Source organism: Sulfurovum sp., assembly GCF_036568385.1.
Classification (GTDB): Bacteria; Campylobacterota; Campylobacteria; order Campylobacterales; family Sulfurovaceae; genus Sulfurovum.
In genome coordinates this window covers 1-13,365 of record NZ_DATCSP010000073.1, presented here as the reverse complement: position 1 = coordinate 13,365, position 13,365 = coordinate 1, and the positions used below count along the sequence as shown (strand labels likewise).

15 protein-coding genes are annotated in these 13,365 nt (G+C 42.2%); 13 read left to right on the top strand and 2 right to left on the bottom strand.

From position 1 onward, the window contains the following. The 13 genes from VIM88_RS07765 to VIM88_RS07705 all read left to right on the top strand — a co-directional run. Window positions 1-1,335, top strand: a 1,335-nt coding sequence (locus tag VIM88_RS07765) for a hypothetical protein (protein WP_331862324.1), incomplete at its 5' end; no start/stop codon positions are given. A gap of 13 nt (window positions 1,336-1,348) precedes the next feature. Then, window positions 1,349-1,855 carry a DsrE family protein gene (locus VIM88_RS07760; RefSeq protein ID WP_331862323.1) on the top strand — a complete coding sequence of 169 codons (507 nt, stop codon included), beginning with the start codon at window positions 1,349-1,351 and terminating at the stop codon, window positions 1,853-1,855. Between the two features lie 242 nt (window positions 1,856-2,097). Then, entirely contained in the window at window positions 2,098-2,673 is a 576-nt protein-coding gene (soxX, locus tag VIM88_RS07755; protein WP_331862322.1) for a sulfur oxidation c-type cytochrome SoxX, read from the top strand. Between the two features lie 13 nt (window positions 2,674-2,686). Beyond that, window positions 2,687-3,160: a thiosulfate oxidation carrier protein SoxY gene (gene soxY, locus VIM88_RS07750; RefSeq protein ID WP_331862321.1), complete on the top strand. Its 474-nt coding sequence runs from the start codon at window positions 2,687-2,689 to the stop codon at window positions 3,158-3,160. 103 nt (window positions 3,161-3,263) lie between these two features. Then, the gene (soxZ, locus tag VIM88_RS07745; RefSeq protein WP_331862320.1) at window positions 3,264-3,602 is read left to right on the top strand and encodes a thiosulfate oxidation carrier complex protein SoxZ; all 339 of its coding nucleotides are present in this window, start codon (window positions 3,264-3,266) and stop codon (window positions 3,600-3,602) included. A 3-nt stretch (window positions 3,603-3,605) separates the two neighbouring features. Beyond that, window positions 3,606-4,382, top strand: a complete 777-nt coding sequence (gene soxA, locus VIM88_RS07740; protein ID WP_331862319.1) for a sulfur oxidation c-type cytochrome SoxA — start codon at window positions 3,606-3,608, stop codon at window positions 4,380-4,382. Between the two features lie 9 nt (window positions 4,383-4,391). Then, a complete protein-coding gene (gene soxB, locus VIM88_RS07735) occupies window positions 4,392-6,167 on the top strand; it encodes a thiosulfohydrolase SoxB (protein WP_331862318.1) in 1,776 nt (591 codons plus the stop codon). Between the two features lie 88 nt (window positions 6,168-6,255). Further along, window positions 6,256-7,839, top strand: coding sequence for a hypothetical protein (locus tag VIM88_RS07730; protein WP_331862317.1), 1,584 nt, complete (start codon window positions 6,256-6,258; stop codon window positions 7,837-7,839). Window positions 7,840-7,847: 8 nt separating this feature from the next. Beyond that, a complete protein-coding gene (locus VIM88_RS07725; protein WP_331862316.1) occupies window positions 7,848-8,765 on the top strand; it encodes an MBL fold metallo-hydrolase in 918 nt (305 codons plus the stop codon). Further along, complete coding sequence (locus VIM88_RS07720) at window positions 8,762-9,529, top strand: thioredoxin family protein (protein WP_331862315.1); 768 nt, start codon at window positions 8,762-8,764, stop codon at window positions 9,527-9,529. The genes VIM88_RS07725 and VIM88_RS07720 overlap by 4 nt, the downstream gene beginning before the upstream one ends. A 10-nt stretch (window positions 9,530-9,539) precedes the next feature. Next, window positions 9,540-9,977, top strand: coding sequence for a DsrE family protein (locus VIM88_RS07715; RefSeq protein ID WP_331862314.1), 438 nt, complete (start codon window positions 9,540-9,542; stop codon window positions 9,975-9,977). Between the two features lie 73 nt (window positions 9,978-10,050). Next, entirely contained in the window at window positions 10,051-11,028 is a 978-nt protein-coding gene (locus VIM88_RS07710; RefSeq protein ID WP_331862313.1) for a DUF302 domain-containing protein, read from the top strand. 163 nt (window positions 11,029-11,191) lie between these two features. Continuing rightward, window positions 11,192-11,989: a DUF5718 family protein gene (locus VIM88_RS07705; RefSeq protein WP_331862312.1), complete on the top strand. Its 798-nt coding sequence runs from the start codon at window positions 11,192-11,194 to the stop codon at window positions 11,987-11,989. Here VIM88_RS07705 and zupT read toward each other — a convergent pair. Together zupT and VIM88_RS07695 are read right to left on the bottom strand one after the other, a co-directional pair. Beyond that, entirely contained in the window at window positions 11,984-12,808 is an 825-nt protein-coding gene (gene zupT, locus VIM88_RS07700; protein WP_331862311.1) for a zinc transporter ZupT, read from the bottom strand. The genes VIM88_RS07705 and zupT overlap by 6 nt on opposite strands. A gap of 12 nt (window positions 12,809-12,820) precedes the next feature. Beyond that, window positions 12,821-13,333, bottom strand: a complete 513-nt coding sequence (locus VIM88_RS07695) for a ferritin-like domain-containing protein (RefSeq protein WP_331862310.1) — start codon at window positions 13,331-13,333, stop codon at window positions 12,821-12,823. Between the last annotated feature and the right edge of the window lie 32 nt (window positions 13,334-13,365).

Here is a 13,365-nt window from a genome sequence, read left to right as displayed (position 1 = left end):
GTGGAAGTGAATGCAGCAAACTGGCTGATGCTACAAGGTACTGAGCCGGATATGGTAGAATCTAAAGGAGTGAAAGTACCGAATAGAAACAAGGTGCCTAAACTTTGGGGTTTTATACAGGCCAATTATGAAAAAGATTTTGGTGATGTGTTTGTGGGTGGAGACGGTTTAAATAAAACACCGTTTTCATTGCTTAATCCAAATCTTGATGACCAGTCTGGGTTTAAAGTATCCAGAGCAAGATTGGCGGTACGAGGGATGGCTGACAACGAGAACCTTGTAAACTATTTCGTTATGACAGAATTTGGCAATAACGGTGTGAACAATCTTGGCGGCCATAGTGAAGTGGCCAATTATTTTACCGATGCCTCAATTACACTGAAGCATATACCCGGAGCCAAAGTGCGTGTGGGGATATTTAAGACACCAGGGAGCGAAGAAGGACTCCAGGCGGTCTTTGTCTCCCCCTATATAGATTTTACTACGATGACCAATCAGCAACTTCTCGAACGTCAGATCAGCGATGTTGGCATCGCGCAGACAGGTGCAAGTGCCGGAGGTGCAGCAGTAGCACATTACACCAGCACTAAGGTAGACAACCCTATCGCTGCATTTAGAGATGCCGGGATACAGGTATTTGATACATTCAAGTTTCAGGACGACTGGGAATTGAGCTATGCCTATATGTATGGCAATGGAACAGGCATTTCTCTGAGCACTTCCGACAACCAAGCAACACACTACGGATATTTGGCAGCTGAAAAATCATTTGGTGCGGGTAAAGGATATTTTACCGAATCAATGAAATTTTATATATGGGGTCAGAATGGAAGCCGTACATTAAATTCATTTGACGAAACAACAGCAATGACCACTCAAATAGAGGCAGACCGTAAACGTTATGGGGTGGGAATGACCTACTATCGTCATGGTCTGCGATTCGAGGCTGAATATATGAAAGCTAAAGGGATGATATTCACTGGGCCAAAGGATGTAGATACCAATCCTGCTGCGGAGGAGTGGCAATTTCAGTTTGCTCCAGGCAATGAAAATGAGGCTGATGGCGGCTATGTGAACCTGCAATATGAAATCATACCTAAAAAACTGGAAGTGTTTGGACGTTATGACTTCTCCGACCGCTTGAGCAATGATCCAAAAGGTGAGCGTAATTTTAAAACGACTACCTTGGGAGCTTCTTATCGCTTTAGAGGTGCAACACGTATCGATTTAAACTACGCTATAAAAGATACAGAAGCACCAGGCAACGCAAACGCACAAAAAGTGCTAGACAATATGGGTGATCGAATTACGGTTCGTATTACGGCAGTTTTTTAAGAAAGGATAAAAAATGAAACTCAATAAAACACTACAGGTGCTTATGGCACTTATGATGACAGCTACTTTGCCTGTATTGGCACAAGAGGAGAAAAAAGATGATGTTACAAAGGTCGTCTATCAATGCGATTTTCCGGATGTGGAGCGTATACACCTTATGTTGAATACACTGAACAATGCAGTAAAGCATTATCAAAGTACATTAGAAGAGTATGAGATCGATATTGTAGCACTTGGTCCCTGTATTCAATATATGATGAAGGACTTTCAAGGTACTGGATTTGAGAAGAAGCCCTATATAGAACAGGGTGGACCTGTCGGAAATGGTACTTCAGGGCGTTTTAAAAGTTTAATGCTGACTGCAGGTGACAATATTAACATTATCGCATGCGAGAATTCCATGAAGAAGAAAAATGTGAAAAAAGAACAAATAGAGGATTATGTAGAATTTGTTCCAGCAGGGATCATTAAGATCATTGATCTTCAGCGTGAGGGACATTCCTATATCAAAATAATGTGATCCCCCTTACTATGGGCATAACAGCTTTGATCTGTTTATGCCTAGACCTTATTTTACCTCTTACATCAAGCACACTGCACAGCCCATTTCCATAAATTTTTTCGTCCTTCTTATGAAAAACATTACATACAATAATAATATTATTTTATTAAAAAAGATAATGAAATTATGTAAATAAAATTTACATTATCTTTACACTTGTTGGTTATGATACTTTCGAAATCAAATCAAAAGGAGTATAAATGAATTTAAAGATCAAATGTCTTGCGTATGCAACTTTGTTTGTCTCGGCATCAACATCTATCTCAGCTGCAGACTTGACAAAAGCATATGACATGGCAGATGCAACTAAGATCATAGAAGCCGATCTATTTGCAGGACCTACTAAATATACAATGCCCAAATCGTGTAATCTGAACGATAAGGCTGCTATAGCCAGAGGAGAGTATATTTTCCACAATCTCAATGGTGACCAGGCGAAAGGCAATCCACCTGCTGGTTTGGCTAAATACATTGAGAAAAAAGGTAAAGACGGCAAAGTAACAAAAAAGCCTAAACAATATGGAAACTGCGTCGCATGTCACAATATTGAAGGTGCTGTAGGTGGAGGGAATATAGGTCCGGATCTAACGAGCTATAAAGCGATCTTCATCGATACAAACGCCAGGGATCATCAATTTGTTTATCAGAAGATAGCTGACCCACGTGTTGATCTCGCCAATACTCATATGACCGTAAACCTTACTACGAAACTTATGAACGAACAAGAAATCTGTGATCTTACTGCCTATGTGGTAGCTGATAAAAGTAAAAAATAAAAGGAAATAAAGAATGAAAAGAAGAAATTTTATTAAAGGTTTGTGTGCAACATCAGCAATGGTTGCAACGATGTCTCCATCACTGCTTGTGGCAAAAGAAGGAAGTTCAAAGGGTGCTGCTAATGTCTTGTCCTATGAAGCAGCAGTTGAAGCAATAACAGGCGGAAAAGCAGTAGCAGACAGTGAGAAAGTAGATCTGACTGTGCCGGAGATCGCAGAAAATGGTGCAGTTGTTCCTGTAAAAGTTGAAGTAGACAACCCGATGGAAGAAAATAACTATGTAAAAGCGATCCATGTATTGAGCAGTAAAAATGCTAACGCAAGATGTGCCGATGTGATGTTAACACCGCTCAATGGAAAAGGATATTTTGCAACAAGAGTAAAGTTAAATGGAACACAGGATGTTGTTGCACTGGTAGAACTTAGCAATGGTACGTTTATGAGAGCATCGAAGAGCGTTAAAGTAACCATCGGTGGATGTGGTTGATCTTATAAAGTGATGTTTTGATCATAGGAATTTTAGTTTGAGGGATCAAAGAACGGATTGACCTTTCTTTGAGAGTATGATAATGATAACAAAGGAAAAACAGATGGCAAAAGAAAGAAAATCGATGATAAAGATTAAACCTAAAAAGTTTAATGTGGGAGATACTGTAAAAGTGGACTTTATTATAATTCACCCAATGGATACAGGATTACTAAAAGATAAAAAAACTGGTGAGATCATACCAGCGAAGTATATAGACAATATTACTTTCTCTTTGGATGGAAAACCATTTACCACAATGAAAGTATGGGAAACAGTTTCAACAAACCCTTATTTCTCAGTGAACTTGAAAGTACCTGGTGCAGGAACACTTACGGTTGATTATACAGACAATACAGGCGAGAAAAGTTCGAAGAGTAAAAAACTTAAGCCAAAAGGATAAGCAATGAAAAGAGTAATATTACCTTTAGCTCTTTTGGTGACAATGGGGACTGCAACGGTAAATGCCAGTGAACAGTTCGCCATGAGTGATGCCGACAGAGCAATGTATAAAGAAATGCTAGAAAACAATCCTGCTGATATTTATGTAGAAGAGGGTGGTGAATTACTGGAAGAAACGCTTGGTGGTGAAGCTGCTTTGGCTAAATTTCTGGGAGTAAGTGAAGACGAGTTACCAAAATACATTGCAGGATTTCCAAGATACATTGAAAAGCTTGGTAATGTCGTAGGTGTAGACCAGGTCATGCAAGCGATGCAGGTAGAGCAAGGCAAAGAAAAATGGGAATTGAAAGATGAAAGAATGTTCTCCATGTTGGCCTATGTGAAATCTTTAGCGAATGAGGAACAGTTGAATATCGACATTAATGCAGATGAACACATCAAAGAAGCTTATGCATTGGGGAAAGTGGTCTATGAAACGCCAAGAGGAGGTAGAGGACTTTCCTGTAAGAGTTGTCACAGCCCGGATATAGTCGGACAGATCTTAAGAACACAACCTCTTCCTGATCTTGGAGCAGAAGGTGCAGGTGCAACATGGCCAGCTTACCGTATGACGAAGTCCAGCCTTAGAACACTGCAAAGAAGATTTCAAGGTTGTATGAACAATGCATTGTTGGCAGTGATCCCTCTTGGTTCAAAAGAGATGAATGCACTGGAAGTATATATTAGTAAAATGGCACAGGACAGTAAACAACCGATTGCTATCCCTGGGCTAAAGAGATAAGGATCGTAGATGGATATTAATAGAAGAGATTTTCTCCAGATCGCGGCAACGCTTGGGTTGCTGGGAGCAGCAGGAGGAACCAACCTTTTTGCCGGCGAAGCGGGTAAAGAACGTATCAAAAAACTGAGTTTTTCTGATGTGGTGGATTTCAAGGCTACAGGTAAAGCAACCTTACTTCACATTTGTGATCTGCATGCACACCTGAAACCTTTGTATTGGCGTGAGCCTTCCACGCTGATCTCTGCAAAAAATCTGGTTGGAACACCAGGGTTTATTTGTGGAGAGAGTTTTGAGAAGTATTATGGTATCGAACCTGGATCATTAGACCAGTACTTTGATACACATAACAACTTTCCGGAGCTTGCAGAAAAATTTGGAAAGATGGGTGGAATTGCCCATATGAAGCCTATTATTGACCATGTCAAAAAAGAAAGAGGAGCTGAAAATGTACTTCTTCTTGACAGTGGAGATACATGGCAGGGTACAGCGGTCGCACTCAAAACCGATGGTGAAGCGATCGTAGATGCACAAAACTATTTGGGTGTCGATGTGATGGTGGGTCACTGGGAATATACGTATGGTAAAGAACGTGTGCATGAACTTATCGGTATGTTAAAGGGAGAATTCATCTCTCAGAATGTTATCGATAATGATCCATTCTCAGATGAATTTGAAGAGCTGATCTTCCCTCCGTACACTATCAAAGAGGTCGGTGGAGCCAAGATCGGTATCATCGGGCAGTCATTCCCGTTCACTTCCACTGCAAACCCTAAACATTTTACAGAGGGATGGAGTTTTGCGCTTCGTCATGAATCACTTCAAGAGTATGTGAATGAACTTCGTAATGAGAAAAAAGTGGATGCGATCGTTGTATTGAGCCATGACGGATTCTCTGTGGACCAGGAACTTGCCAAAAAAGTGACGGGTGTTGACTTTATCTTGAGCGGACATACGCATGACCCTAGCCCTGAACCTATCATTGTAAATGATACGGTGATCATCATTTCAGGAAGCCATGGAAAGTATGTGGGAAGACTGGACCTGGATATCCAAAACAAAAAAGTAGTGGATTACAATTTCAAATTGATACCGGTAGCGTCAAATCTTATACCTGAAGACAAAGCAGGTGTGGAGCTGATAGAGAAATGGTATAAGCCATACAATGATGAGCTGGGCGAAGTGTTGGGTAAAACGAAAGGACTTCTTTATAAAAGAGATACCTTTTACTCCACTTTCGATGCGCTGATAGGTGATGCGATCCAGGATGAGATGAAATGTGATATCAACTTCAACCCTGGGTATAGATGGGGAACTACACTGCTCCCTGGTGATGATATACTCAAGGACAATGTCTATGAGATGACAGCTATCACCTATCCGGAAGTGTATACATTTGACCTCAAAGGTCAGGCTATTATGAAACTGATGGAAGATATAGCCGACAATGTCTTTAATGAAAACCCGCTCTTGCAGCAAGGTGGAGATATGAGCAGACTGACCGGTGCGAGCTATAGTATCACGATATCCGCTCCATCTGGAAAACGTATCAGTGACTTTATGATCGGCGGGAAACCTATTGATCCGAATAAGACATACAGGGTATCTTCATGGGGTGGAAATTTGCAAAATGCAGGTGAAAATCTAGACAAAGATGCGATACGTCCAGTCTATGAGGTGGTCAGTGACTACATCCGTAAAAAGAAAGTCATAGACATCAGCATGGAGTCTAATGTGAAAGTGTTAGATATGGACTGCGGATGTCCGGTCAAAGGTGCTACGTGTTAATAATGTAAGACCGTGCCTCTTCTCTTTGTCCAAAATTTTCATAGTAGATTCCTTTTGAGAGAAGGGGCACCAAAAGTTGTGACAGGCAATGACATTATTCAGCACAAAGCCAATACAAACAAAAAAGAAAAAAGGGGTTCTAATGTATAAGGGGAAAATTAAAATCAGTATTGTAGCGGCAACACTGTTATGTATGGGGACATCTGCTATGGCAGGTGGTGAGATAGTGCCAGTGGAAGCGGCAGTAGTCGAGGCAAAACCATATACACCAAAACGCAGTCTCAAAGGAAATATGGTCGTTGAATATAATGTGCTACCCGGAGAAGTAGACACTATTCGTGATATGTTTGCTGAAGGTATCTTTTATGGAAGGATCAGATCCAATACATTCTATTGGGATTGGGATACAGAAACTGAAAAAGATCAAGACAATAAAGCTTGGGGTCTAGGTGGAAGCCTTATCTATAAATCAGCGGTATTGAACGGCTTCAGCTTTACGATGGGCTATTATGGTTCTTTAAATCCTGATTTCTTCAGAGAGGACGATGCGGATGTAGGATTTACAAAAGCAGGTAAAGATACCTTTAGCAGATATAAGGTTAAAAAGACAGGTCACTACGGTATGCATGCTCTGGGACAAGCATATCTGCAATACAATAACGGTACAGTTGATGTTAAAGCTGGTCGCCAAATGTTCGAATCTGTCTTCACGGCTTCAAATGATACTAAAATGATACCGAACACTTTTGACGGTGTATCTATAGCAGCCAAAGTAGCGCCAAAAACAGTGGCAAGGGTGGCTTGGTTCGGAAAACAAAAGTTAAGAGACCATGAAGATGCGCACGATCTTGTGACCTTTAAGGATGCTGATGGTGAGAGTTGGAACAACAACGATGATGCTGCTGTGCATAAAGGACTCAACTATAATGCTTTCGTTGCTGCGGGCGAAGACCCGAACCATGACATGTTCCTGGCGGATGTCAAAACAAAAGCTGTAGATAATCTGGACTTTACATTAAGTGCTTTAACGGTGCCTGGTGTAGTGACGGATGTTGTGGCTGAAGCACACTATAGAGTACCGTTCGAGAACGGTTGGGCAGTAAGACCAGGTGTGAGATATTTCCATCAGATGGATGATGGCGGTGGAGATGTTGCAGGATATACCAATCTTTCCGGAAATGAAGCATTAGGTTATGATGCAGGCGTAGCAAATTCTCTTGACAGTAGTCTATTTGCAGGAAGGGTTGACCTGGAAATGCCAGATAAAAAAGGTTTATTTAGACTTGGGTATTCAAAAGTGGCAGATGAAGCCGACATCGTTGCTCCATGGAGAGGTTTCCCAACAGGAGGATTTACAAGATTAATGGCACAATACAACTGGCTTGCCAATACAGAGACGTATATGATTCAAGCGAAATATAGTTTCAACTCTTATTTTAACACAAGCTTGGGATATGCAATACAAGACTTTGATGATACAAAAGATTATGTACAAGCTGACAGTAGTATATGGCATTTAGATAACATAACAAAATTCTCAAAAGATTTTGAAATGAAAGTACGTATAGGTATCGTACAAGCAGATGATGATATTGTTAGACAGAATGCTGGCGGATTTAAACCTGATGTTACTTATAACGAATATCGTTTAGAATTCAACTACCTTTTCTAGGATAACTGATGAAAAGTATGATCGTGTTATGTTTGTCATTTTTGACGCTGCAGGCGTATGAGTATCACTTAAAGCCTGTGGAGCTTGCTAAAGATGTGTACTGTTTTTTCGGTGCACCTGAAAACATTAGCAAAGAAAATGGCGGCAACATGGTCAACACATGTTTCGTAAAAACAAAAGAGGGCTTTGTCGTCATAGACAGCGGCCCTACTTTTGGCTACGCACAACAGGCATATGCCCAAATGCAAGAGATCGCAAAACTCCCTGTAAAATTTGTTATCACTACACATGACCACGATGACCACTGGTTAGGTAATAATTTTTATAAAAGCAAAGGTGCTTTGTTGATGGGTCCAAAGACCTATGAACAAAATGTCATACCGGGGATGTCCACGCGCATGGAAGAAAGTGTAGGTAAAGAGACATATGCGGGTACTGAAGTAGTGAAGCTTGACAGCGTGGTCGAGCAAAAATATGACTTTACATTAGGCGATACGGTTTTTGAAATAAAGCAGTTGGTAGATCAGGCACATACAAAAGGGGACCTTGTGGTCTATTTGCCTCAAAAAAAGGTATTGTTCGCAGGGGATCTGGTCTTTAATGACAGACTGAGCTCTTTACGTGACGGTTCCATTATCGGATCGCTCAAAGCCTTGGATCTGATAGACAGTTTCCAGGCCGATGTGATCGTGGGCGGTCACGGATATGCGACAGATGCCAATGCAACACAACCATTCAAAAGATACCTGGTGGAGATGAAAAAGCAGATCCTGGAGGCATTGGAAGAGGATGTGGGTATCGATGAAATTACCAAGCGCGTGGTGATGCCGGAGTACAAAGATATGAATCTTTATGACGTGCTGCACCGCCGCAATGTTTTTGATGCATACACCGAATTGGAAATGTATGACGAGGATGAAGAATGAAGCCGCTCTTCTCTATGCTGCTGTGTGTAGGCATGCTTTTTGGCACAGAGGGTCAGGAGGTCTATGAAAAGAAATGCGCCTCATGCCACCAGGGTTATATTCCCATGTCCAAGATCAAAGAGAACTTTCTAGACCATAACAATACACTGCTTAAGCTTACCGCCCCTACGTTAAACCAGCTTTCTTACAGATTGAAGCAGCGTATAGGAGACCCTAAAGGGGACAATGACATACATCGTATGGAAGTGGCAGCATTTGTCAGTGAGTATGTGCTCCATCCAGACAGAGAAAAAAGCCTTTGTCTGGACGATGTCATGCAGTATTTTCAAACCATGCCAAGCCTTAAAGGAAAGGTCACGGAAGAGGAGCTTGAAGCAGTCAGTGCGTATATCTATGATCTTGAAAAGGAAAGCGCAGAAGAAGATAGTGTACAATATGAAGGGTTCGAGCAGGCATTGCAGCAAGCAAAGAAAACGCATAAGATCATTATGATCAAAGCGATGACGAAAGATTGTCACTTCTGTAGAAAAATGGAGAGAGAAGTGCTGGTAGAAAAAGAGGTGGCCGATCTGCTGGAAAAGGATTTTATTTCTTTAACGATCGATATTTCCACAACAGAGCTTCCTTTAGGATTAAAGACCGAATTGACACCGAGTTTTATTTTTATAGACGAGAATGCCAACGTGTTGTTGAACATACCAGGGTCATGGAACAAAACGGATTTTCTTGAGATATTAAAAGAAGCCAAAAGAAAACAGAGGTAAAGGAAAGAAGATGAAAAAAATATGGATATTGTTGGCATGTGTATTTACTTTCACTGTCGCGGAGACAGAGTTCGCAGAGCCAAAACCGGCGATAGATAATCCCAGACAGCTTGTATTTGCGTTACCTAGCGGTGAGATCGAAGAGATAAACCGTATTTTAAGTACGGTCAATAATGTCATGAAGTTTTACAGGCCGGAAAACACTGAAGTGGTGATCGTGGCCTATGGTCAGGGATTAAAGTCTTTACTGAAAAAAGGTGATGCCGATGTACGCAAACGTATCGAAGCGCTCATGACCTATGATGTAGAGTTCATTGCCTGCGGAAATACCATGAAAACACTGAAAATAGAAAAAAAAGATCTGCTCGATGACATAGGATTTGCCACGGCAGGGATCGTTGAGATCATAGAAAGACAACTTCAGGGGTATACGTACGCCCAGCCATAAGATGGCTTGAAACCTTTACATATTATTTACAGAAGATTGTTATATTACGGTATAAAATTTAAAGGAATAAAATATGAAATTGTTCATTAAAGGGATGCTTTGTGCATCATTGGTCGTGACAGGTCTACTGTCTCAAGATGTCGTAGAGACAGCAGCAAAAGAGACTGCAGCCGTGAAAAGCACTGCTGCGGATATTGAAATATTTACGTCAGAAAATGCCGACGGGAAGATCACTCCGGAAAGTATAGAAAAGGCATTTAAGGAAGCAGGGTTTGTGGTCTCTGCCAACAGAGATATGAATGGTCCTTTTCTGATACAGTTCAAAGAGTCAGGTTTTGATACCTATAATCTTTTTACATTCTATAAACTGGATGCCGTGTTGGAACTGGTGAAAAAGTATCCGAACATAGGTCTTTTCGCACCGATGAGTATGTCTATATATACCAAAAAAGGTGAAAAAACCATTTCAGTTTCTTCTTTGACTGCGGAAGCCATGGCTAAGATCATGGGAGTGCCAAACGACGAAAAAGCCTTACATGACCTGAGAACACTGATAAAGCAAACATTAAAAAAAGCGATGCCAAACGGATCATTTGAAGCGTTGCCGTATGAGCTACAGGAGGCTAAAGGTGAGCTTGTGACCAATGTGACCATGGAAATGGATCCAGACGAATGGGAAGATCAGTTAGACGAATTTAAAATGGGTCTTGAAGGTGAGTTGGCACCCTATGGATTTGTGATTGCCGGGCATAACAATCTTGGGGATGAGTTTTATGAACTGAACTATGATGCGTTTGATTTCTATGAGGTCTATTCCATCTGTAAGCTGCCGGTCATATATACTATCGCCAAAACAAGACCGGAAGCCGGAGCATATGCGCCATGTTCACTCTACCTCAGTAAAAAGAAAGGTGAGGACACGATGCAAATAGGCTTTCCTTCTGTATACAACTGGATGAGTTCCATGGATATAAATGACAAAGAAGGTATAGAAGTTCTGGAAGAAGCACAGGAAGGCATGAAAAAGATATTGAAAGGTCTTACTGAGTAAGGTCTCGGACAGGTCACTCTTTGGAGTGGCATGCTGTGCTGTACAGCAGATACTACAGTTGTAATGACGCGCACGCTTCAAGATATTGACATAGCATCCTGCACACTGCCAACTGTAATCATCCCTAAGATATACTACGATACTACTTTATCTAAGGATCTCTATGCAATTACACGATGCGATTGGTTTGGGTGTAGCCGGAAATTTTACCCATCATTTGGAACAGGCAGGCGAACTGAAAGACTTTGAAAATGTCATCACTGCCGAAGCAGATGCCCCCAAGGGTATTTTCCCTTTCTATCTTCCCGGATCAGACTCTTTTTTAGGCTTGTATTCTATAGGTACGGATACGCTCGATCTTCCGGACTATGAAGCCAATGCACAGGTGGAACCCGAGATAGCAGTGCTTTTTGACGTGGTATATAATGAACACAAAGAAGTGACCGACCTGGTCGCCAGACAGTTTACGACGTTCAATGACTGTACCATCCGTAAGGAGGGTGCCAAAAAGATATCAGAGAAAAAGTCCTGGGGTGTGAATTCCAAAGGGATAGGCGACAAGTGGATCGCCATAGACAAATTCGAAGAGGGAGGCGTGATGGACCATTATCACCTCTGCTCTTTTGTCAAGCGTGACGGCGTGGTGCATCCTTACGGGGTAGATGCCCCGCTGCCTGGATACTCCTACTTCTATGGCAAGCTTAAAACATGGCTGATAGACAAGATGAACACCCAGGAAGATTTTGGGCCGCTGGAAGACATCTCGGCACATCTTAAAGCAAGCAACTATCCCCAACAGGCACTGATATCGATAGGGGCAACAGCCTATGCAGCATTCGGTGAAAAGAATTATCTGAAGCATGGCGATGAAGTCTATGTGATCGCCTATGACAGCAGGAAGGATACCTCTGACCTTGAACCCTCAGCATCCAAAGTGATACTGCATCAGAAGGTTTCATAGTTTAAAGAGAATAAGGCTCAGTGCCATCACGAACATTCCCAGGATGACACCTGAAATGACCGTGTGGTCGTTCCCGTAACGCCTGGCAGTAGGCAGCAACTCATCGAACGAGATATAGACCATAATACCTGCCACCATTCCAAAGGTGATCCCCAGTGTCAGTTCCCCCATCAGCGGTACCAGAAGCATATACCCAAGGACTGCGCCGACAGGTTCTGTCAGTCCTGAAGCAAAGGCTATGGTAAAGGCTTTTTTCCTCTTTTTTGTAGCATAATAGATCGGAAGCGCTATCGCAAGCCCTTCGGGAATGTTGTGTAGCGCTATGGCAAAGGCCACCGCGATACCAGTCTGGATGTCTTCCAGTGCCATCACAAAGGTGGCAAATCCTTCGGGAAAATTGTGGATGGCGATAGCGATCGCAGTAAAGAGTCCCGCTCTTGAGAGTGCATCGTGCTGAATCGGCTGGCTGGATGGATGTTGTGCATTAAATTCCAATGCATGATGGGGATTGACATTGTCGGGGATCAGCTGGTCGATGACAAAGGTACATAGAATGCCGGCAAAGAAGGCAAAAAGTCCCAAACTTTCACCCATCAGGGAACCGTATTGGTTTGCGAATGCCTCTTGTGATTTTGCCAGAATATCCACAAAAGAGATGTAGATCATGACCCCGGCAGAGAAACCCAGGCCTATGGAAAGAAATCTGGTGTTGGTCGATCTGCTCAGAAAAGTAAGCAAAGCTCCCAGCCCTGTCGCCAGTCCGGCGATCAGTGTCAAGCCAAAGGCGGCCAAGGTCTGAGAAGAGGTGAGCGCTTCCACATCACTTGCCTGTTAGAGCTTACCCTTGATACTCTCTATGAACTCAGTGATATCGTCATGCAGTGCCTGAAGGTCTTCTTCGTGTTCTACTTCATCTGCAAGTATTTCCGAGACGATATCATAGGTGATGATATCTTTGTCTTTTGTCATATCAGCCAGTTCGGAATAGACCGATATGGCACACTGTTCCCCTTTAATAGAATCTTCAAGTATACTTACGACATCAAAGTCTTTGGGTTCCTCATAGCCGCAGTTGGTATGGGTAAACCACTCTTTAGGGTTGACCAGAGGTGTACCGCCCAGTTGAAGTATCCTGTCAGCGACCATATTGGCATGCCGGAGCTCATCTGTAGCATGCTGTGTCAGTTCGGCTATGGCCGCATCCTTCATGATACCCTTGATGACCTTGGCTTCAATGAAATACTGGTAGTAGGCCAGCCACTCATCCGCATATGCCTTGTTGAGCATCGCAATGATCTCACTGATCTCAATACCTTTGATGATCGAGTTACCTCTTTGTGCCATGATAAATCCTTTGTTAGTAAATTGAAGAAAAT

Bases quoted from the DNA above. Each gene is read 5' to 3' on its own strand.
- VIM88_RS07730 (WP_331862317.1), top strand. From the start codon at position 6,256: ATGACATTATTCAGCACAAAGCCAATACAAACAAAAAAGAAAAAAGGG.
- VIM88_RS07710 (WP_331862313.1), top strand. From the start codon at position 10,051: ATGAAATTGTTCATTAAAGGGATGCTTTGTGCATCATTGGTCGTGACA.
- soxX (WP_331862322.1), top strand. From the start codon at position 2,098: ATGAATTTAAAGATCAAATGTCTTGCGTATGCAACTTTGTTTGTCTCG.
- soxA (WP_331862319.1), top strand. From the start codon at position 3,606: ATGAAAAGAGTAATATTACCTTTAGCTCTTTTGGTGACAATGGGGACT.
- soxB (WP_331862318.1), top strand. From the start codon at position 4,392: ATGGATATTAATAGAAGAGATTTTCTCCAGATCGCGGCAACGCTTGGG.
- soxY (WP_331862321.1), top strand. From the start codon at position 2,687: ATGAAAAGAAGAAATTTTATTAAAGGTTTGTGTGCAACATCAGCAATG.
- VIM88_RS07720 (WP_331862315.1), top strand. From the start codon at position 8,762: ATGAAGCCGCTCTTCTCTATGCTGCTGTGTGTAGGCATGCTTTTTGGC.
- VIM88_RS07705 (WP_331862312.1), top strand. From the start codon at position 11,192: ATGCAATTACACGATGCGATTGGTTTGGGTGTAGCCGGAAATTTTACC.
- soxZ (WP_331862320.1), top strand. From the start codon at position 3,264: ATGGCAAAAGAAAGAAAATCGATGATAAAGATTAAACCTAAAAAGTTT.
- VIM88_RS07695 (WP_331862310.1), bottom strand. From the start codon at position 13,333: ATGGCACAAAGAGGTAACTCGATCATCAAAGGTATTGAGATCAGTGAG.
- VIM88_RS07715 (WP_331862314.1), top strand. From the start codon at position 9,540: ATGAAAAAAATATGGATATTGTTGGCATGTGTATTTACTTTCACTGTC.
- VIM88_RS07725 (WP_331862316.1), top strand. From the start codon at position 7,848: ATGAAAAGTATGATCGTGTTATGTTTGTCATTTTTGACGCTGCAGGCG.
- VIM88_RS07760 (WP_331862323.1), top strand. From the start codon at position 1,349: ATGAAACTCAATAAAACACTACAGGTGCTTATGGCACTTATGATGACA.